Source organism: Actinosynnema pretiosum (assembly GCF_024171695.1).
Classification (GTDB): Bacteria; Actinomycetota; Actinomycetes; order Mycobacteriales; family Pseudonocardiaceae; genus Actinosynnema; species Actinosynnema pretiosum.
This window is the reverse complement of sequence record NZ_JAMTCF010000011.1, coordinates 63426-82973: the sequence shown is the minus strand read 5'-3', so window position 1 is coordinate 82973 and position 19548 is coordinate 63426. Positions and strand designations below refer to the sequence as shown.

Genomic DNA, 19548 nt, shown 5'->3' with positions numbered 1-19548 from the left:
TCGGCGGTCGTCGCCCGACCCGCGCAGCTCGGCGCGACCAGGTCGGCACAGCTCGACGCACGCAGGAACCAGGCACAGGGAGCCGCAGGGATGACCGAGAACGAGAACGCCGCCTACATCGCCGTGCGAGCGGCGGTGGCCGAGCTGGGCATCGCGCCGGACAGCTACGGCCCGACGCTGAACACCGCCGTGTCGCCGTCGGCGGTGCGCGTGGTGGCGGCGGCGCTGGCCGCCCGCCTCTCGGGCGCCGGGGTGGACCGGGTGGTGGTGTGGAACAGCAGCGACGAGGCCGTGCTCGCGCACGCCGTGGCCGCCGAGCTGGGGGTCGGGGTGAGCCGGATAGACGCCGTGGAGGGCGCCGTCGCGGTGAACCCGCCGCTGGCCGACGGGTCGCGCGCCGCGCTGCTGGCGACGTCGTGGCAGACCAGGGGGCTGGCGACGGCGCGGTCCATCGTGGCCAGGCAGGGCGGGATCGCCGCGGTGGCGGCGGTGTCGCACTCCCCCGCGCTGGACGGCGACCTCGGCGTGCCGGTGGTGCACCTGCTGCCAGGGGCGCGGGACGAGCGGTGACCTCCCCCGCCCGCTCGGCGCCCCGCCGGAGCGCTCCCGCTGCTCGCGGGGGCGCTCCGGTGGCGTGCGCCGCGCGGGCGGGGGCCGGTGGTCCCGCGCCCCGGCGCGCGGGTCGCCGGGTGGGGTCCCGCGCGGTGGCCGGGCCTGCCGCGCCGCGCGGGTCCGGCGGGCGCCTCGGCGTCCGGGGGCAGGCGTCAGGGGTGCGCGTGGTGTGCGGTCGACGTCGCTCGCACGGCGCCCGTTCCGGACCGGTGTCGCCGCGCGCCGTCGACCAGGTCCTCGTGGTGGGGAGGGTGTCGGCGTGATCGAACTGCACGGGGTCCGGGTGCTCGGTGGCGAGCCGTCCGCGCTGGCGGTGCACGAGGGGGTGCTGGTCGAGCCGTTCTGCGCGCCCAGGATCGACCTCGGCGGGCTGATCGCGGTGCCCGCGCTGGTCGACCTGCGCGCGCACCTGCGGACGGCGGGCGACGCGGACGCGCTGGCCGCCGCGCACGGCGGCTACTCGGACGTCGTCGCGATGCCCAACCGCACGCCGGTGACCGACAGCGTCGCGCGGGTGCGGGCGCTGGGGCGCGGGGTGCGGGCGTGCCGGGTGCACCCGGCGGGGGCGCTCACCGTCGGGCTGGCCGGGCAGCGGCTCGCGCCGATCGCGGAGATGGCCAAGGTCGGGGTGCGGGTGTTCTCCGACGACGCGAACTGCCTGGACGACGCCGGGCTGCTGCGGCGGGCGATGGTGGCGGCGAAGGCGGCGGGCGCGGTCGTGGCGCAGCACGCGCAGTCCGAGGCGCTGGCCGGTGGCGGGCAGGTCAACGCGGGCGAGGCGGCCAAGCAGACCAAGCTGCCGCCGTGGCCGGGGGTCGGCGAGGAGGCGGTGATCGCGCGGGACGTGCTGCTGGCCGCCGAGACCGGGGCCGCGCTGCACGTGAGCCACGTGTCGACCGCGCGGTCGGTGGAGATCGTGCGGTGGGCCAAGTCGCAGGGCTGGGCGGTGACCGCCGAGGTCACCCCGCACCACCTGCTGCTGGACGACCGGGCCGTGCGCGGCGGTGACACCCGGTTCAAGGTGAACCCGCCGCTGCGGTCGGCTGCGGACGTGGAGGCGCTGCGGGAGGGGTTGCGGGACGGCACGATCGACGCGGTGTCGACCGACCACGCCCCGCACCCGGCGAGCGCGAAGGCGCGGGACTGGTGCGCGGCGCCGTTCGGGGCGGTCGGGCTGGAGACGGCGCTGGCCGTGGTCGCCGACGTGCTGGACGGGGACTGGGAGCTGATCGCGCGGGTCATGTCGCACGCGCCCGCCAGGATCGCCGGGTTGACCAGGGCGGGGCGACCGCTGGAGCTGGGGGAACCGGCGACGTTCGCGCTCGTCGACCCGGACGCGGAGTGGGAGGTGCGGCCGGAGGAGCTGCGGGGCGGGGTGGAGAACACGCCGTTCGCGGGGCTCGCGTTCCGGCACCGGGTGGTGGCGACCGTGGTGGACGGGCGGGTGACGGCCGATCCGCAGGGGTTGCTCGGCGGGTTGGCGGAGCCGGAGGAGGACTCGGCCGGGGACGACCTCGCGTGGGACGTCCGGGCGGCTCGGGAGTCGCGGAGCTCCTGGGAGGAGCCCGCGAGCGGGGTCGCGCACCGGCCGCCACCCGCCGCTTAGGGGCGGGTGGCGGCGCCGGGGTCAGCCCAGGAGCAGTTCCAGCGCGTCGGCGCCCGCGCCGCCCGCGCAGGTCGGCGAGCCCGCGACGAAGTACGCCCGGCCCGCCGCCGTGGCCGCGCCGAAGCCGTGCCTGCCGTGCGGGAGCGGGGTGGTGGCGGTCCAGCGGTCGGTGCGCGGGTCGTAGGTGTGGACGTCGTCGAAGGTGCTCCCCCCTTGGCCGCACTCGCCTCCGGCGTGCACGATCAGTCCGCTGTGGACGGTGGTCGCGCCCGCCGAGCGCGGCGCGGGCAGGGGTGCGGCGGTGGTCCACCCGCCGGTGCGCGGGTCGTGGACGTCGTGCCGGTCCAGGTTCCGGTCCACGTCCTCGACCCGGCCGCCGACGACGTGCACCCGGCCGTCCAGGGCCACGACGCCCGCGTGGTCGCGGGGTGGGCCGGGCAGGGGCGGGGCCTGGGCCCAGGTGCGGCGCTCCGGGTCGTAGGTGAAGTGGTGGTTCGTCGTGCCGAGGCCCAGTTCGAGTGGCGTGCCCGGCAGGGGGACGACCTGGCGGGAGTCCCGGCCGCCGAGGACGTGCAGCTTCCCGCCGACGGCCGCGACGCCCACCGAGCCCAGCGCCGCGGGCAGTTCCGGCAGCGCGGTCCACTCGTCGCGCCCGGGGTCGTAGCAGTAGGCGGCGCGGCGCGGGTCGAGGTGCACGATGCCGGTGAAGCCGCCGAACGCGTACAGCCTGCCGCCCAGACCGGCGAGGCCGACGTGGGTGAGCGGCTCGGGCAGCGGGGCGCGCTCGGTCCAGCGGTCGGCGCTCGGGTCGTACGCGGTCACCAGGGTGGTCGCCCAGTGCGGTTCCCCGTCGACCAGGGCGGTGCCGCCGACGACGTGCACCAGGCCGCCCGCCTCGGCGACGGCCACCTCGGAGCGGGCCTGCGGCAGGTCCGCGACGGCCCGCCAGGACGCGGGGTTCCTCGTGCTCTCGCTCATGGTCCCCAGCCTCGCCGCCGCCGGGTCCGCGCGTCCAAGTCCCGCTGGGACCGGTCGGTTCCGCGCGGGTATCGTCGCCGGTGATGGACCTGCGCCTGCTCCGGTACTTCGTGGCCGTCGCCGAGGAGCGGCACTACGGCCGGGCCGCCGCGCGGCTGCACATGACGCAACCGCCGCTGAGCCGGGCGATCCGGCGGCTGGAGCGCGACCTCGGGGTCGTGCTGCTGGTGCGGTCGGCGGGCGGGGTGGAGCTGACCGGGCCGGGGACCGCGCTGCACGCCGAGGCCGTCGCGCTGCTGGAGCGTGCCGAGCTGGCGCGGTCGCGGGTCGCCGAGGCCGACGCGCCGCTGACCGTGGGCGTGCTGGGCGCGAGCGGCGCGGCGGGTGCGCGGCTGGCCGAGGCCTTCCGGGAGCGGCACCCGGCGACCCGGATCGCGTTCCGCGAGGCGGACTTCACCGACCCGACCGCCGGGCTGCGCGGCGGGCTGGTGGACGTGGCGCTGACCAGGACCCCGTTCGACACCACCGGGATCGGCACCCGCGTGCTGCGGCTGGACCCGGTCGGGGCGGTGCTGCGCGCGGACGACCCGCTGGCCGGGCGGCGGTCGTTGACGGCGGCGGACCTGGCGGACCGGCCGTGGTTCCGGCTGCCGGACGGGGTGGACCCTGCGTGGCGCGCGTTCTGGGGCGGGCCCGGCTCGCGGGACGGGGCGGTGGTGCGGACGGTGGCCGAGTGCGTGCAGGCCGTGCTGTGGAACGGTTCGGTGGGCGTCGCGCCGCGCGGTGAGCCGCTCGGCGACGGGGTGGTGTGGGCGCCGCTGGCCGACGCGCCGCCGAGCCCGCTCGTGGTGGCCTGGCGCGGACGTGATCCGCTGGTGCGCTCGTTCGCGCGGATCGCCGTCGAGGTGTTCCGGGGCTGATCCCGACCGGGTCGTGCACGGTCCGTGCACACCGCTTCCGGTTGGCCGTCGTCCTTGTCGCGCAACGGTTTCCCCGCGCCCCGGTCGGACGCCCCGGACGTGCGGCGGACCGGTGGTCCTCACCGCCCGTGCGCGACGTAGAGTGGCCTGCGCCTCGTCGGTGGGGCACGACGAGTCCTGTTCCGGAGGGGAATTCCGTGAAGCCGCTTGGGGCGTCCGATCCTGCCGCCATCGGCAGCTACCGCGTCCTGGCCGAGCTGGGCCAGGGCGGCATGGGGCGCGTGCTGCTGGGCGCGGGGCCCGACGGACGGCTGGTCGCGGTCAAGCTGGTCAGCACGGCCCTGGTCGGCGACGCCGAGTTCCGGGCCCGCTTCGCGCGCGAGGTCGAGGCGTCGCGGCGGGTGTCCGGCGCGTACACGGCCGCCGTGGTGGAGGCCGACCCGGACGCGCCCGTGCCGTGGCTGGCGTCGGTGTTCGTGCCCGGCCCGTCGTTGCAGCAGGCGGTGGCGACGGCCGGTCCGCTGCCCGAGGAGTCCGCGCTGCGGCTGGCCGCCGGGCTGGCGACGGCGCTGCTGGAGATCCACCGGGTCGGGCTGGTGCACCGGGACCTCAAGCCGTCGAACGTGCTGCTCACCGACGACGGGCCGCGCGTGATCGACTTCGGCATCGCCAAGGCCGTCGACGATCCGAACAGCCAGCTCACGCACACCGGTTCGCTGGTGGGCTCCCCCGGTTTCATGTCCCCGGAGCAGATCGAGACCGGGCTGGCCGGGGCGGCGGGCGACGTGTTCTCGCTGGGCGCCGTGCTGGCGGCGGCGTGCACCGGGCGGAGCCCGTTCACCGGGTCGTCGACGTTGCAGACGCTGAACAACGTGGTGGGCGTGCGCGCGGACCTGACCGCGCTGCCCGCGCGCATCCGGCACATCGTGGAGCGGTGCCTGGAGCGCGATCCCGCCGCCCGGCCGACGCCCGCGCAGGTGCTGGAGCTGGCGCGCCCGATCCCGCCGTCGCCCCGGCCGTGGAGCCCCGGCGTGCACCGGATGATCGCGGAGCAGCGGGCGCAGGTGGAGCGGGTGCTGGCCGGGCAGCCGCCGGTGCCGCCGGTGACGGCCGCCGAGCTGACCGCGCCGGTGGCGATGACGCGGATCCAGATGAAGCCGGTGTTCGACGGGTCGGAGGGCCGGGCCGTCGAGCGCGACGAGCCGGTGTCCGCGTCGGGTTCCGGGTACCGGTGGGGCACGGTGATCGCGGCGAGCGTGGCGGTGGCCGCGCTGACGGCGGCGGCGACGATGGTGTTCGTCAACTGGAACCCGGAGCCGACCGCGTCGGGCGACCCGACGTCCTCGTCGCCCGTGCCGGTGTCGTCCTCGTCGCCCGCGCCGTCGTCCGCGTCGAGCACCACGACGACGACCACGACCACCTCGACCCCGCCGCCGGAGCCGGTGAAGCAGGACCTGTGGCTGTACTGGAACAACGACCTCCAGGACAACGCGACCTGCCTGAACGAGGGCTGCCTCGGCGCTCCCGGTTACGCGCCCGCGCAGCTGGAGGCCAAGGTGCTGACCGCGCCGGTGGAGGGCACGGTGCCGCTGCGCTCGCTGTGGAGCGCGGAGCGCGGCGACGTGGTGGTGTGCGGGACGGACGAGTGCGTGGCGCAGCAGGAGGTGGTGGGCTACGCGCCGCTGCGGGTGGAGGGCTACGTGTTCCCCACCCAGGCCCCCGGCACGATCCCGCTGCGGCTGTACTGGCACGAGGGTCGTGGGGACAACGCGCTGTGCGGGTCCGAGAAGTGCGTCGCCGACCAGGAGGCGGTGGGGTACGTGTTCATCCGGGACGAGGGGTTCGCCTACCCGGCGTGATCCCGCGTCGCCGTCCACGGGTGGTGGACGGCGACGGGACGCGGTTCAGCCCTCCAGCGCCGGGTAGTCGGTGTACCCGCGCGCGTCGCCCCCGTAGAACGTGCCCCGGTCGGGCTCGTTGAACTCGTTCGCCTCGATGCGGGCGAGCAGGTCGGGGTTCGACAGGGCGAGCACGCCGAACGAGGTCACGTCGGCCAGGCCCGACTCGACGTCGGCCAGCCGGGCCGCGATCTCGGCGCCGGGGCGGTTGACCACGAGGCCGGTGGGCCAGGTGGCGCGGATCTGCTTGAGCAGGGCCTCGTCGCCGCCGTGGACCACGTGCAGGTAGGCCAGGCCGAGCGGGGCGAGGGCGGTCAGCAGGGCGGTGTAGAGGGATTCGACGTCGTCCTCGCGGACGTCGTTGTACGGGTTGCCCGGCGAGACGCGGAAGCCGGTGCGGCCCGCGCCGATCTCGTCGGCGACGGCGGTGGCGACCTCGACGGCGAACCGGACGCGGCCCTCGACCGTGCCGCCGTACCCGTCGGTGCGGGTGTTGGTGTTGCTGGACAGGAACTGGTGCACCAGGTAGCCGTTGGCGCCGTGGATCTCCACGCCGTCGGCGCCCGCGGCGATCGCGGCGGCTGCGGCGCGGCGGTAGTCGGCCACGGTGGCGGCGATCTCGTCGGTGGACAGCGCGCGCGGCTCGGCGAAGGGCTGCATCCCGGTCGCGGTGACCATCAGGCCCTCGGCCCGGACGGCGGACGGCGCGACGGGCTGCCGGTGGTGCGGGGTGTTGTCGGGGTGCGAGACGCGGCCGACGTGCATGAGCTGCACGACGAGCTTGCCACCTGCCGCGTGCACCCGGTCGGCGATCTCGCGCCAGCCCTCGACGTGCGCGTCGGCGTGCAGGCCGGGGGTCAGGAGGTAGCCCTGGCCGTCCTCGGAGGGCTGGACGCCCTCGGTGATGAGCAGGCCGAGCGAGGCGCGCTGGGCGTAGTACTCGGCGGCGAGCGGTGACGGGGAGCCGTCGGGGAGGGCGCGGCTGCGGGTCATCGGGGCCATCGCCAGCCGGTGGGGCAGTTCGATGTCGCCGAGGGTGACGGGGGTGAGCGGGGTGGTGGTCACGGGAGGTCCTCTCCGGGAATGCTTGGCTGGCCACATGAACGTAGCGGGAGTTTGAGTGGCTAGCCAACCATCCGGCGCGAGACGATTCGCACAGCCCGCGCGGGAATACCCCCGCACCCACCGCGCGACCGGGTAAAACCCCAGGTGGCCGCCTAGGATGGACCGCACCATGGACCACGAACCACCCCTCGCCCGCGCGTACCCGCTCAGCGCCGCGCTCGTGTCACTCGTCCGCGCGCACCGCAACTACGCCGCCGAACTGCTGCGCGAGCACGGTCTGCACCCAGGGCAGGAGCTGCTGCTGATGAGCCTGTTCGAGCGCGACGGGCAGACCCAGTCGGAGCTGCTGGACACGGTGGGCATCGACCCGTCGACGGTGTCGAAGTCGCTGTCGCGGATGCAGCAGGCGGGGTTGGTGGCGCGGGAGCCGACGGCGGAGGACCGGCGGGTGCTGCGGGTGCGGCTGACCGAGGCCGGGGAGGCGCTGCGGGGGCCGTTGGAGGGGGTGTGGCGGCGGTTGGAGTCGGTGAGCGCGCGGGGGTTGGACGCGGAGGCGGTGGCGGCGTTCGCGCGGACGGCGGGGGTGATCGAGCGGTCGATCCGGGAGCGGTGAGGTCGGCCGGGGTGCTGTCCGGGGCGTTGCGCGGACGCTGTACGGACCTGTCCTGCCCTGGTCGGACTCCTTGCCGGACGACCGGTCCACGCCCTTCGCTGGGGACACCGGCTACAGCTCCTGGATCCCCGGCATCGAGACCTGCCGCTGACCCGGCGTGATGCGGGGTTGCTCTGATCGCGGGCAGTTCCGCGATGGCGTCGAGAACGGTCCTGGGCAATTCCCCGTGTTCGCCCGAAAAAGGTGAAGCGCGTTCGGGCGGCGCCGCCGATCCCGCGCCGGATGGCACGCGGTGCGCTTTCTCCAAAGCGGCGCGCACGGCCTCCGCCAATCCGCTCCCGGTCACCCCGCAGCGCTCCAGCACCCGCACGACCTGATCCGCTCGCCCGACCAGGGGGAGGTGCCTGCCGGAGAAGTACCCGCCGAGCGTGCTGGGCGGAACGCCGACCGCCCTGGCCAGTTCGCGGATGGTCCGACCACCGGCGGACCGCGCCCCGCGCAGCAGCGCGACGAACTCCTCCCGGTTGCCGACCCGCTCGAACTCCAGGACCCAATCGTGATTTTCCGGAACGGCGCCCGCTCCGGGAGGATTCAGCTCGACCACCGGGAAATAGTGGGTCGAAAGCGGACTCGGCGGCATCCACCACCAGGCTGACAACGCGGCGGGACGTTCACCGAGATCTGCGGAAGCGCGCCGGGAAGAGCCTTTTCCCCGCAGTGGTGCGAGCAGTTCTGCGGAATTCCGGCGTGCGCGCGGCGGCCCCGTGGCAGAGTGCCCGACGTGCTCCCCGACATGACGCTGCTGCGCCAACTGGTCCACTCGACCCCGTCGATCCGCCCGTGGTCCACGCCCGTGCCCGAGGAGCTGCTGCGCGCGGTCGAGCTGTCCGCCGGGACCGCGCTGCCGCCGTCATACCGGTGGTGGCTGGCCGAGTTCGGGGGCGGCCTGCTCGACGGCGCGCCGCTGGGGGTCGAGGAGTTCGACCGGGACGGCCTCGTGTTCTGGCGGGACGGCGACTGCGGGCCCGACCACCGGTTCGGGGACGAGGTGGGCGGTGAGCGGCGGGTCGTGGTCGGGGACGAGGTGGTCGCCGACTCGTTCGCGGGCTTCCTGACCACGCGGGTCGCGCTGGCGCTCGGCCTGCGCGACGGCCCCAACCCGGCCGTGGCGCGGCTGTGGCGGGCCACGCCGGGCGTGCTGCTGGACAACGGGGTGCACGTGTACGGGCCGGACTCGTTCGGGGAGCGGAACACCACGTTCGAGGTCGCCCGGTACGCGCCCCACTGGGTGCTGGTGGGCGACGACAGCGGCGGGGCGGGGCTGTTCATGCGGCGGCACGGGCGGGACCGGGTGTCGGTGCACCGGCTGGACCTGGGGGCGGTGGGGCCGGACATCGCGGAGGACGGCGAGCTGGTGACCACGGACCTGGTGGGGTGGGTGGAGGCGGGCGGGGAGCTGTGATCGGGCCAGGGGCGGCGCGGACGGTTCCGGGACGGGTGGACCGGGACGGAGCCGCAGGGCAGATGTCCGCGCGGAGCTGCCGGGCGGGCGCGCTCGACGCCCGCCCCCGGCGGTGAACGGGCCCGCTGCCCGACCCCCAGGACGGGCAGCGGGACCAGCCATCAGGTCACGTTGCGGATCATCCGCTGCAACACCCCCAGCGCCGCCACGTAGTCCGCGTCGTCCACCCCCTCGTGGATGCGCGCCCGCAGGCCCGGCGTGGTCGCCTTCACCGCCACCCGCGCCCGCTCCCCCGCCTCCGTGATCGTCAACCGCCCCTCGTCGTCCCTGAGCAGCCAGCCCTTGGCCACCAGCACGTCCGACTCCGCCCGCAGGTCGTCCTCGGCGCGCAGGTAGGTCGCCATCGCGACTTGCAGTTCGGGCACGGTCATCGGGGCACCGTCCGGGGAGAGGTCGGCCGCCGAGAGGTTGCGCAGCAACCAGAACTGCGGTTGCGAGACCCCCTGCTCGGCCAGGTGCGCCCTGGTGAAGGCGATCAGGGCCTGGTAGGCCACGCCGGTCCAGTACGCGGCGGGCTCTGCCGCCAAATCCGTGGTGGTCATGTGCGGAACACCTCTCGCCACAAGGGAAAACCAGCGAGGACGAACCTAGGACTTCGAGCAAGGTCGAGGTCAAGGACAGTGGGCCGAGTGCCGGAACCCCGTCCGCTCCGCCAACCACGCCAGCGCTTCCGGCCCCGCCCCCTCCGCCGACAGGTCGGCCCGCCCCAGGAACGCCGTCGTGGGGTGCGCCCGCAGCTCCCGCCGCACCTCCCCCCGGTCCCCCGCCGCCACCAGGTCGCACAACCGCCGGTGCCGCGCCGCCCGCTCGCGCGGCGTCTCCGCCTCCTCGTGCGCCCCCCGGTTCAGGTTCATCAGCACCCCCAGCGGGTGCGCGATCGTCTCGAACGCCGCCGCCAGCCTGCGGTTGTCCGGCAGGCCGATGAACGCCCGGTGGAACCCCAGCCCGTCCAGGGCGACCCGCGCGTCCGCCGCCGCCTCCATGCGGCGCACCTCCGCGTCCAACCGCGCCAGCGGCGCCGGTCTCGCGGGAATCCCGGTCTCCACCGCCAACTCCTCCAGGTGCTCGCGCAGCAGCACGATCTCGTGCGCGTCCCGCAGCGTCAGCGTCACCACCCGCCACCCCGCGCGCGGCACGTGCTCGACCAGGCCGTCGCGCTCCAGCACGCGCAGCGCCTCGCGCAGGGCGGCCCGGCTCACGCCCACGTCGTCGGCCACCGCCTGCTCCACCAGGTGCTGCCCCAGCGCCAGCTCCCCGGTGCGGACGCGGGTCCTCAGCTCGGTCGCCGCCAGGTCCGTGACGCTGGTCGGACCGCCGATCCGGCCGCCCTCGCGCCTGCCACGACCCACCACCCAGGCCTCCTCGCCTCGACGCGGCCAACCCTAGTCAGCGCACCACGCGCCTGGGCACCACCACCGGCCGCCCGGTCTCCGGGTCGGTCAGCACCCCGCACTCCACGTCGAACACCTCCCGCAGCAGCGCGGGCGTGAGCACCTCCGCCACCGGTCCCTCGGCCACCACCCGCCCCGCGCGGACCGCCACCACGCGCTCGGCGTACCGGGCGGCCAGGCCGAGGTCGTGCAGCACCATCACGACCGTCAAGCCCCGCAACGAGGTCACCGTGTCCAGCACGTCGAGCTGGTGCGCCACGTCCAGGTGGTTCGTCGGCTCGTCCAGCAGCAGCACGTCGGTGCGCTGCGCCAGCGCCAGCGCGATCCACGCCCGCTGCCGCTGCCCGCCGGACAGCGCGTGCAGCGGCCGGTCCGCCAGGTCCGCCAAACCGGTGCGGCGCAACGCGTCCAGCACGATCTCCTCGTCCGGCCTCGACCACTGGTCGTACCAGCGGCGGTGCGGGTCGCGACCGCGCGTCACCAGGTCGACCACGGTCAGCCCGTCCGGCGCCTGGGGTTCCTGCGGCAGCAGGGCGACCTTGCGGGCGAACGCGCGCGGCGGGGTGCGGCGCACGTCCTCGCCGTCCAGCAGCACCAGGCCGGAATCCGGTGGCAGCACGCGGGAGAGGGCGCGCAGCAGGGTGGACTTGCCGCACCCGTTGGGCCCCACGATCGCGGTCACCGAACCGGTCGGCACGGTCAGCGCGACCCCGTCCACGGCCGTGTGGTCGCCGAAGCGCACCACCAGGTCCTCGGTCCGCAGCGACGTGCTCATGACGGGAACCTCCGGGAACGAACCAGCAACCACACCAGGAAGGGCGCGCCGACCACCGCCGTCACCGCGCCTGCGGGGAGCGTGATCGGCGCGAAAGCCGTGCGCGCCACCAGGTCCGCGGCCAGCAGCAGCACGGCGCCGAGCGCGGCGGACGCGGCCAGCGGGGGGCGCGGGGCGGCGCAGGACAGCCGGGCCAGGTGCGGGGCGACCAGCGCCACGAACCCGACCGGTCCCACGGCGGACGCGGCGACCGACGCCAGCGCCACCGCGCACAGCAGCAGCGCCCCGACCACCCGGCCGGTGCGGTGCCCGAGCGCCGACGCGACCTCGGAACCCAGCTGCACGGCCGGAATCCGGGCGGACAGCGGCACCAGGGCCGCCGCGCACAGCAGGAGCGCGAGCGACGTGCTCGTCACCTCGGTCCAGCCCCGCCCGTTCAACGACCCCGCGAGCCAGGCGTTGGCCCGCTCCGCGTCGTCGATGCGCGCGGCCAGCAGCAGCCAGCCGGTGACACCGCCGAAGAACGCCGACACGCCGACGCCGACCAGCAGCGGTCGCAGCCCGCCGCCACCGGTGAAGGTCAGCAGCGCGGCGGTCAGCCCGGCCGCGAGCAGCCCGCCGAGCAGCGCCGCCGCCGGGACGCCGACCGCGCGCAGCGCGCCACCGGCCGAGCCCTCCAGCACGAACACCGCCACCGCGCCCGTGCCCGCACCGGCGGTGACGCCGAGCAGGTCCGGGCTGGCCAAGGCGTTGCGCGCCACGGTCTGCGTGATCGCCCCGGACACCGCGAGCATCGCGCCGACCACCACCGCCAGCACGACCCTGGGCAGCCGCAGGTCGAGCACGATCAGCCGCTCCCGCCGCGTCCCACCGCCGAGCAGCACGTCCAGCACACGCGCGGGCGCGACTGGAAAATCGCCGGAACCCAGTGCCAGCACGGCGAAACCGGCCGCCGCGAGCAGCGCGAGCGCGGTCACCAGCGCGGTCCGGGGCCGCCAGCGCGCCGTCACCGGGCCGAGCGCGAGCACCCGCCAGTCCCGGCTCACCGCGCGCCCCGCAGGTGCCGCACGACCACCAGCAGGAACGCCGGTCCACCGGCCACGCCGAGCACGATCCCCACCGGCAGCTCGGCGGGCGCGATCAGCACCCGCCCGAGCACGTCCGCCAGCAGCACCAGCACCGCGCCCGCGACCGCGCACACCGGCAGCAGCGCCCGGTGGTCCGGCCCGGTGAACCCGCGCACCAGGTGCGGCGCGACCAGCCCGACGAACCCGAGCGACCCGACCAGCGCCGTCGCCGACCCGACCAGCAGGGTCACCGCCAGCAGGCCGACCAGCCGCGCGGGCAGCAGGCGGCGGCCGAGCGCGCGGGCCAGGTCGTCGCCGAGCGCGAGGGTGTTGAGCGCGGGCGCGTGGGCGAGCGCGACCAGCAGGCCCAGCAGCAGCGGGGGTCCGGCGGCGGCGACCACGTCGAACCCGCGACCGCCCGCGAGCGAGCCGACCGTCCAGAAGCGGTGCACGTCCAGCGCGCCCGCGTCGAGCAGGAGCAGCACGCCGGTGACGGCGCTCAGCAGCGCCGACACCGCCGCACCGGCCAGCGCGAGGGAGGCGGGCGAGGCGTCGCGCTCGCGCCCGGCGGCCAGGCCGATCGCGGTGACCACGACCGTGCCGAGCGCGGCGCCCGCGAACGCGAACCACAGGTGGCCCGCCGGGGTGGTGAGGCCGAGCAGGGAGATCGCCAGCACCACGGCCAGCGACGCGCCCGAGGTGACGCCGAGCAGGCCGGGGTCGGCCAGCGGGTTGCGGGTGTGGCCCTGCACGAGCGCGCCCGCGACGGCCAGCGCGCAACCGCCGAGCAGGCCGATGACCGTGCGGGGCAGCCGCTGGCCGAGCACGATCGCGGTGGACTCCGGGGCGCCGTCGCCGAGCAGCGCCGCCCAGACGGCGGCGGGCGTCAGGCCCCGGCCGCCGACCAGCAGGCTCAGCAGGACCGCGCCCGCCAGGAGGGCGAGCAGCGCGAGCGCGCCTGCGGGGAGGCGCCAGCCGGGCGCCGGGGGCGGGCCGGTCCCGGCCGGTCGCGCCCCAGCGGGTTCGGCGACCGCAGGGGTGGCGACGGCGGGTTCGGCGACGGCGGACTCGGCCACTACAGGGTCTTCAGCAGCTGCTCGACCACGTCGAGGCAGTGCAGCGCGGTGGTCGCGGCGCCCTCGTGGGTCTGCTTGTCCGAGCGGACGGCGTGCCCGTCGCGCACGGCGGGAAGCTGCTGGTACAGCGCCGAGGTGCGGACCTGCTCCCAGGTCTGCGGGTCGTTGACCAGGGGGATCAGCGCGCCCGCGTCCCCGAACCCGGCCAGCAGCTGCTCGGGCCCGAACTCGGCCCGCCCGGTCTCCACGGCCTCGGCGAACGCGGTGGAGGGCTTGGCGCCGAGGTCGGTCAGCACGGTGGACATGAGCCTGCCCGGCCGGACCTCGGCCTTCTCGGCGGAGATCACGACGGGCGCGAACGTCGTGCCCGCGAGCTGCGCGGCGTAGGTGGTGGACAGCTCGGCGACGCGCTCGTCGTACTCGGCGATCAGCGCGTCGGCGCGGTCCTCGCGCCCGGTGGCGCGGCCGACCAGCCGGAGGTCGTCCTGCCAGGTGCTCTTGCTCTGGTCGCCGATGGCGAGCACGGGCGCGATGGCCTCCAGCTCGGCGCGGATGGGCTCGACGTCGTCGACGCGGCTGACGATCAGGTCGGGCGCGGCGGCGGCGATGGCCTCCAGGTTGATCTCGTCGGCCAGGAACAGCTCCTTCGCGCCCTTGTCGCGCGCGGCGGCGAGCCGGTCGGCCAGCGGGGACTCCAGGTCGAGCGACCCGGCCTCCTCGTAGGGGTACCCGACGAGGGGGAGGTCGAGGGAGAGGACGACGTCGAGGTCGCGGCGGCCTTCCAGGACGACCACGGAGTCGACCTGGGCGGGGACGGTGACCGGCCCGAGGAGGGTGTCGACGGTGCGGCCCTCGGCGGCCTCGGGCTCGGCGGCGGTGCCGGAACCGCAGGCGGACAGGGCCGCGACGCAGGTCAGGAGCAGGGCGGCGTGGCGGAGACGCCTGGGGGGCAGCATGTAGTGAGGCTAACCTAACTCAGTCGACCAGTTGGTGTGCGGGGTCCCGAAGCACGGTGTCGCGCGTGGTGGAGCAGGGACTTCAAAGCCGCAAACCGGAACCGCCCGGCACCTCGGCCACCAGGCCACCGAGCTCCGGCCACCAGGCACCAGGCACCAGGCACCAGGCACCAGGACTCCAGGACTCCAGGACTCCAGGACTCCAGGACTCCAGGACTCCAGGACTCCAGGACTCCAGGACCTAAGCTGCCGCACCTAACCCCGGTGAGCCGCGCAGGCGCGTGGACCGCCGGTCCCGCGACCGGCCGGGGCCCGGCGGACCGCTAGTCGAACCGGTCCAGCCGGTCCATCCGGTCCGCCGCCGGGGTGCTCGTGAGGTGGCCGAGCGTGTTGGTGCGGCGCATCAGCCGCTCCAGGGTCGTCGGCCGGTTCTCCAGGTGCAGGCGCGCGCCCGCCGCCACGACCCTGCGGTGGATCATCAGCAGGGTGGCGAGGCCGTACGAGTCGCACAGCTCCAGGCCGGCGAAGTCGATGCGCACGTCCTCGACCCCGCCCTCCTCCAGCGCGTCGACCACGGTGTGCAGCAGGACGTCACCCGTGTCGTAGGCGAGATCGCCTGTCACCGCGACGCTGGCGGTTCCGCCGTCGACGACGCGCGTGCAGGTCAGGGGGTGTGGTCGGCTCATGCGGCGGGTCCGGGGTCGGAGGGGTGGGTGGCCAGCGCGTGGTGCTGGGGCGCGGGCGGGTCGGACGCGGCGGTCCGGTGGGCGGCGAGGAAGGCCGTGGCCCTGGGGAAGTCGCGCAGCTCGGCGGACAGCAGGTCCACGGTGGGCGCGAGGAAGGCGGGCGGGACGCCGCGCGAGGACAGCACGTCCCCCGTCCAGCCCAGGAAGCTCGTGAACAGCTCGGGGTCGTCGGTGTACAGCGCCACCGCGAGGTGCTCGACGATGTGCAGCAGGTCCTCGGCGGTGCGCTCCTGCTGCTGCTCGGTGTAGGTCCCCATCACCGGCAGCCGCTCCTCCAGTCCCGTGTAGACGGCCTTCACCAACTGCTGGGCCGTCCTGGAGATCATGGTGTACTCCTGGTCGCCCAGGTGCGGCAGGTCGTCGATCGGCTGGTGGCCGGACCTCGGTCTCGGCGGCGGACCGGCCGCGAGGTGGTCGGCGGCGGCGCGCGCGTCGGGCGCCCAGCCGTCCGCGCCGAGCAGCCGGGCGTACCTGCCGTCCACGCCGAACGCCCGCCCGCCCGCGAGCACGGGCACGCCCGCCGCCTGGCAGGCGGTGATCGTGGCGTGCGCGGTCGGCAGCCGGGTGGCCAGCGAGCCGGACAGCGCGACGGCGTCCGGGTCGGTGCGGTGCAGGTGCGTGACCAGGTGCGGCGCGGGCACCTGCGCGCCCAGGTAGTCGACCTGGAAGCCGCGCAGCTTCAGCACCTCCGCGAGCAGCCGGGCGGGCAGCGCGTGCCACTCGCCGTCCACGCACGCCACCACGACCCGGCCGAGCGTCGGCCTGGTGCGGGCGCGCACGCCCAGCACGGTGATGACGCGGTCGTTGATGGCGGTGGCCGCGTGCTCCTGGACGACGGTGAGCCGGTTGGCCACCCACTCCTCGCCGACCCGCCGCTGCACGCCCGCGATCACGTCCAGCAGCACCGACTCGGGGTCGAGCCCGGAGTCGAGCGCGTCCAGCACCACGTCGGTCGCGGTGTGCTCGTCACCGGCCACGACCGCCCGCCAGAGCAGCTCGGAGCGCTCCGCCACCGCCGTCAGCTCGGCCGCCGTCATGAGGTGAACCGCCCCGGACCGTGCCCCCCGACCGCCGTCAGGTGCTGCCCGCGCGGCGCGGTGACCGCCAGCACGGCCATGTCGTCGTGGTCGCTGGCGCCGACCCAGTGCGCGGCCAGCATCTGCACGTGCTCCACCACGGCCTCGGCGGGCATCCCGGCGCACTCGGCGAGCGCGCGGCGCAGCCTGGACTCGCCGAACATGCCGGTGTCCATGGGGCCGCCCCTGGCCTCGGTGATGCCGTCGGTGTAGAGCAGGCAGGTCTCGCCGGGGCCGAGGACGACCTCGGCGGTGGTGCTCTCGATCTCGGGGAGCACGCCGATGAGCGTGCCGGTGGTGTCGGCCTCCTCGACCTCGCCCCCCGCGCGCACGATCAGCGGTGGCGGGTGGCCCGCGCTGGTCAGGCGCAGCCGCACCGAGGTGCCCTCGCGGGTGACGGAGGCGAGCACGAGCGTGACGAACCGGGTGCTGCCGTTGTTGAGCAGCGCCTCGTTGAGCAGGGTGAGCATCCGGTGGTGGTCGTCGGCCATGGGCAGCAGGACCTGCAGCGCGGTGCGGACCTTGCCGGTGAGGACGGCGGCCTCCAGGCCCTTGCCGCACACGTCGCCGAGGACGACCAGGGACTCGCCGTCCTCGCCCTCGTGCACGTCGTAGAAGTCGCCGCCGACCCGCTCGGTGTCCTGCGACGGGCGGTAGCGGCCCGCGAACTCGACGCCGCCGAGGTGGGTGAGGGTGGGCGGGAGGAGCTCGCGCATCAGGGTCTCGGTGATCGAGGCCTGCTGGGCGAACATGCGGGCGGCCGACATGGCCACGCCCGCGCGGGCCGCGAACAGGCGGGCGAACGCCTCCTCGTCGGGGCTGAAGCCGCGCACGGCGGTGCGGCGGACCAGGATCAGCGCCCCCGCGGGCACGCCGTGGCCGGGCAGCGGGGTGACCAGGATGGAGCCCGCCTCGCCGAAGCCGTCGGGCAGCAGCCAGTCGGGGGCCGCCGACGGGTCGATCCAGCGGGACGGCACGGGCGGGAAGCCGCGCAGCGCCTCGCCGAGGCCGGGGACCTCGTCCGGGTCGATGACGATGCGCGTGTGGGCCGGGGACTCGCCGCGCGCGCAGCGGGTGACCGGGTAGTCCCGGCCGCCGGGGGAGATGACCAGGGCGGCGTCGGCCAGGTGCGCTGCGGCGAGCCGGACCGCGACCCTGGCGCAGCGCTCGACGTTCAGCGAGGTGAACAAGGCCGAGGACATCTCGTCCAGGAGGGCGGCGCGCTCGCGTTCCACGGCCAGCTCGGCCAGGGCGCCTCGGCGTTCGGTGTCCTCCACCAGCCACCAGGCGACGGTGCCGTCGTCGTGGTCGACCGGGTGCGCGGCGAAGCTCCTCGGGCCGAAGTCGCCGGTGACGAGGGTGGCACCCGCCTGGTCGCCGCTTCCCGGCGCCACCGCCGTGGCGACGGCGGCGCGGGCGGGTTCCAGGTGGTCGCGGTGCGCGTCCGCCAACCAGCCGTCGTCAAGGGAGCCGCCTTCGGTGATCGAGGGCAGGAGGGTGCTCGCGGCCCGGTTGAGGCCGAGCACGGTGCCGTCCGGGCCCACCAGGAGGGCAGGGCAAGGAGCCGTGCGCCACGCCGTGTCGCTGTCGACGTGGGTGTTTCCCACCACGCGGTCTTCGCCCACCAGGATCACCGGGCCCGCGGATGGGGGCCCAAACCTCACCGCGCCCACGTGATGGGGGCGCTGTCGAGTGCGCGGACCTGTGGTTTCAAGTCCCGGACGCTCCCCACCCTACAGGTGTCGGGGCACGTCGTGCGCAGGACATCCGCAGGTGCGGACACGCATGGTGAGAAAAGCACGGGTTCGGGGCGGATTTCGTTCACGGAGAGCGAGCGGGCCCCACGGGGCGCCCCGCTCGGCCAGGTGGCCGGGGGCCGCTGCGGCGGTTCGGTGCCGCAGCGGCCCCCGGCGCGTCTCACTTGACCACCGGCTCGCCGGTCAGCTCCTCGGCCACGTCGTCCAGGGGCTCGCCCGCGTCCTGGTGGCGGATGCTGTCGGCGCCCTTGTGGTCGTGGGCCTTGGAGTAGCGCGTGTCGAGCGCCTTGTGGAGCTTCTTGACCGCCATGACGCACGCCTCGCCCGCCGTGGAGGCGTGGTGGCTGACCACGACCGGCTGGGCGCCCGACGGACGGGCCTCGATGGCGCAGCGCAGGTCCTCGCCCTTGGCTGCGGTCTCCTCGGTGAAGTGGACCTCGACCCTGGTCACCCACCCGTCGAACCTCGCGAGGGAGGTCTCCAGCTCGGACGTGGCGAACTCGGTCAGCTTCTCCCCACCCTGGACACTGCGGTCGATGTTGACCTGCACCTGCATCGGCGTGACCTCTCATCCACTCGGCGGTTGGGAACCGTCACCCTCCCCGTACCCGTTCGGACGAGCGGTCGAAACGCCCGGACCGGGTTCGTCCGGATGATCACGCGATCGGGGGGTGGGGAGGCGGGTCAGAGCTGCGTGCCGCCGCCGTCCACGGCCAGCTCGGCGCCGGTGGTGTAGGTGGCCTCGAACGCCAGGAAGGCCACCGCGCGCGCCACCTCCGCCGGGTCGCCGAAGCGGGCCATGGGGATGTCCTCGGTCAGCGACCGTGCCACCTCGGCGGCCTGCTCCTCGGACAGGCCCTTCGCCAGGATGCCGGTGGCGATCGGGCCGGGGCTGACGGCGTTGACGCGGATGCCGCGCGGCAGCAGCTCGCGGGCCAAGGTGCGGGTCATCGAGCGCAGGGCGGCCTTCGTCGCCGAGTAGGCGCTGACGCCCGGCATCCCGATGGCGTTGGCCGCCGACGTGGTCAGCACCACCGCGCCGCCGGTCGCCAGGAGCGGGGCGAGCTTCTGGACGGTGAAGTACGCGCCTTTGGCGTTGATGGCGAAGAGCTCGTCGTACAGGGCCTCGGTGGTGTGCTCCAGCGGCGCGAAGGCGCTGACGCCCGCGTTGACGAACAGGGCGTCCACCTCGCCGAACTCGTCGCGGACGCGGGCGGCCAGCGCGTCCAGGTCGGCGAGGGAGGAGGTGTCGCCCCTGGCGGTCAGGGCGTGGTCGCCGAGCTCGCGCCGGGCCGATTCGAGGGTCTCGGGGTCGCGGCCGGTGATGAGCACGCGGGCACCCGCGCTGACGAGGAGGCGGGCGGTGGCCAGGCCGATGCCGCTGCCGCCGCCGGTGACCACGACGCGCCTGCCGGTGTAGTCGTCCACTGTGGAATGTCCTGTTCTCGTTGGTGCCGCTGGACTTCCACCGAGTCAAGTGCGGTTCGGGG

At 75.4% G+C, this 19548-nt stretch carries 19 protein-coding genes and 1 pseudogene; 6 read left to right on the top strand and 14 right to left on the bottom strand.

Annotation, left to right across the window (positions count from 1 at the left end; all coding sequences use genetic code 11):
- Positions 1–90 precede the first annotated feature (90 nt).
- Both LV78_RS22625 and LV78_RS22620 read left to right on the top strand, forming a co-directional pair.
- A complete protein-coding gene (locus LV78_RS22625; RefSeq protein WP_253847609.1) occupies positions 91–570 on the top strand; it encodes a hypothetical protein in 480 nt (159 codons plus the stop codon).
- A gap of 301 nt (positions 571–871) precedes the next feature.
- On the top strand, positions 872–2218 hold the full coding sequence (locus LV78_RS22620; RefSeq protein WP_253847608.1) for a dihydroorotase: 1347 nt from the start codon (positions 872–874) through the stop codon (positions 2216–2218).
- 21 nt (positions 2219–2239) lie between these two features.
- On the opposite strand, the gene LV78_RS22615 is transcribed toward LV78_RS22620, so the two are convergent.
- Complete coding sequence (locus LV78_RS22615) at positions 2240–3196, bottom strand: Kelch repeat-containing protein (protein WP_253847607.1); 957 nt, start codon at positions 3194–3196, stop codon at positions 2240–2242.
- Between the two features lie 83 nt (positions 3197–3279).
- On the opposite strand from LV78_RS22615, the gene LV78_RS22610 reads away from it, so the two are divergent.
- Together LV78_RS22610 and LV78_RS22605 are read left to right on the top strand one after the other, a co-directional pair.
- Positions 3280–4116 (top strand): LysR family transcriptional regulator, encoded by an 837-nt coding sequence (locus tag LV78_RS22610; protein WP_253847606.1) that lies wholly within the window; start codon positions 3280–3282, stop codon positions 4114–4116.
- Between the two features lie 197 nt (positions 4117–4313).
- The gene (locus LV78_RS22605; RefSeq protein WP_253847605.1) at positions 4314–5975 is read left to right on the top strand and encodes a serine/threonine-protein kinase; all 1662 of its coding nucleotides are present in this window, start codon (positions 4314–4316) and stop codon (positions 5973–5975) included.
- 45 nt (positions 5976–6020) lie between these two features.
- Here LV78_RS22605 and LV78_RS22600 read toward each other — a convergent pair whose 3' ends face one another.
- Positions 6021–7079, bottom strand: coding sequence for an alkene reductase (locus LV78_RS22600; protein ID WP_253847604.1), 1059 nt, complete (start codon positions 7077–7079; stop codon positions 6021–6023).
- Positions 7080–7236: 157 nt separating this feature from the next.
- On the opposite strand from LV78_RS22600, the gene LV78_RS22595 reads away from it, so the two are divergent.
- Positions 7237–7692, top strand: coding sequence for a MarR family winged helix-turn-helix transcriptional regulator (locus tag LV78_RS22595; protein WP_253847603.1), 456 nt, complete (start codon positions 7237–7239; stop codon positions 7690–7692).
- Between the two features lie 334 nt (positions 7693–8026).
- Here the strand turns inward: LV78_RS22595 and LV78_RS42060 are convergent.
- Positions 8027–8332: pseudogene (locus LV78_RS42060) on the bottom strand (helix-turn-helix domain-containing protein); the annotation flags it as partial.
- A 132-nt stretch (positions 8333–8464) separates the two neighbouring features.
- On the opposite strand from LV78_RS42060, the gene LV78_RS22590 reads away from it, so the two are divergent.
- Complete coding sequence (locus tag LV78_RS22590) at positions 8465–9154, top strand: SMI1/KNR4 family protein (RefSeq protein WP_253847602.1); 690 nt, start codon at positions 8465–8467, stop codon at positions 9152–9154.
- Positions 9155–9315: 161 nt separating this feature from the next.
- Here the strand turns inward: LV78_RS22590 and LV78_RS22585 are convergent, their stop codons facing one another.
- From LV78_RS22585 to LV78_RS22535, 11 genes are all read right to left on the bottom strand, one after another.
- Positions 9316–9756, bottom strand: coding sequence for a winged helix DNA-binding protein (locus LV78_RS22585; RefSeq protein ID WP_253847601.1), 441 nt, complete (start codon positions 9754–9756; stop codon positions 9316–9318).
- Between the two features lie 69 nt (positions 9757–9825).
- The gene (locus LV78_RS22580) at positions 9826–10563 is read right to left on the bottom strand and encodes a GntR family transcriptional regulator (protein WP_253847600.1); all 738 of its coding nucleotides are present in this window, start codon (positions 10561–10563) and stop codon (positions 9826–9828) included.
- A gap of 37 nt (positions 10564–10600) precedes the next feature.
- Positions 10601–11380 (bottom strand): ABC transporter ATP-binding protein, encoded by a 780-nt coding sequence (locus LV78_RS22575; RefSeq protein WP_253847599.1) that lies wholly within the window; start codon positions 11378–11380, stop codon positions 10601–10603.
- Positions 11377–12426 (bottom strand): FecCD family ABC transporter permease, encoded by a 1050-nt coding sequence (locus tag LV78_RS22570; RefSeq protein WP_253847598.1) that lies wholly within the window; start codon positions 12424–12426, stop codon positions 11377–11379. The genes LV78_RS22575 and LV78_RS22570 overlap by 4 nt, the downstream gene beginning before the upstream one ends.
- On the bottom strand, positions 12423–13523 hold the full coding sequence (locus tag LV78_RS22565) for a FecCD family ABC transporter permease (protein WP_253847597.1): 1101 nt from the start codon (positions 13521–13523) through the stop codon (positions 12423–12425). Before LV78_RS22565 ends, LV78_RS22570 begins: the two co-directional genes overlap by 4 nt.
- The gene (locus LV78_RS22560) at positions 13523–14479 is read right to left on the bottom strand and encodes an ABC transporter substrate-binding protein (protein WP_253847596.1); all 957 of its coding nucleotides are present in this window, start codon (positions 14477–14479) and stop codon (positions 13523–13525) included. Before LV78_RS22560 ends, LV78_RS22565 begins: the two co-directional genes overlap by 1 nt.
- A 323-nt stretch (positions 14480–14802) precedes the next feature.
- Positions 14803–15165, bottom strand: a complete 363-nt coding sequence (locus tag LV78_RS22555; protein WP_253847595.1) for an STAS domain-containing protein — start codon at positions 15163–15165, stop codon at positions 14803–14805.
- The gene (locus LV78_RS22550) at positions 15162–16262 is read right to left on the bottom strand and encodes a cobalamin B12-binding domain-containing protein (RefSeq protein WP_253847594.1); all 1101 of its coding nucleotides are present in this window, start codon (positions 16260–16262) and stop codon (positions 15162–15164) included. The genes LV78_RS22555 and LV78_RS22550 overlap by 4 nt, the downstream gene beginning before the upstream one ends.
- Positions 16259–17908 (bottom strand): PP2C family protein-serine/threonine phosphatase, encoded by a 1650-nt coding sequence (locus tag LV78_RS22545; protein ID WP_253847593.1) that lies wholly within the window; start codon positions 17906–17908, stop codon positions 16259–16261. Before LV78_RS22545 ends, LV78_RS22550 begins: the two co-directional genes overlap by 4 nt.
- A 310-nt stretch (positions 17909–18218) precedes the next feature.
- A complete protein-coding gene (locus LV78_RS22540) occupies positions 18219–18614 on the bottom strand; it encodes an HPF/RaiA family ribosome-associated protein (RefSeq protein WP_253847592.1) in 396 nt (131 codons plus the stop codon).
- A 128-nt stretch (positions 18615–18742) separates the two neighbouring features.
- Positions 18743–19486: an SDR family oxidoreductase gene (locus tag LV78_RS22535; RefSeq protein ID WP_253847591.1), complete on the bottom strand. Its 744-nt coding sequence runs from the start codon at positions 19484–19486 to the stop codon at positions 18743–18745.
- Positions 19487–19548 lie beyond the last annotated feature (62 nt).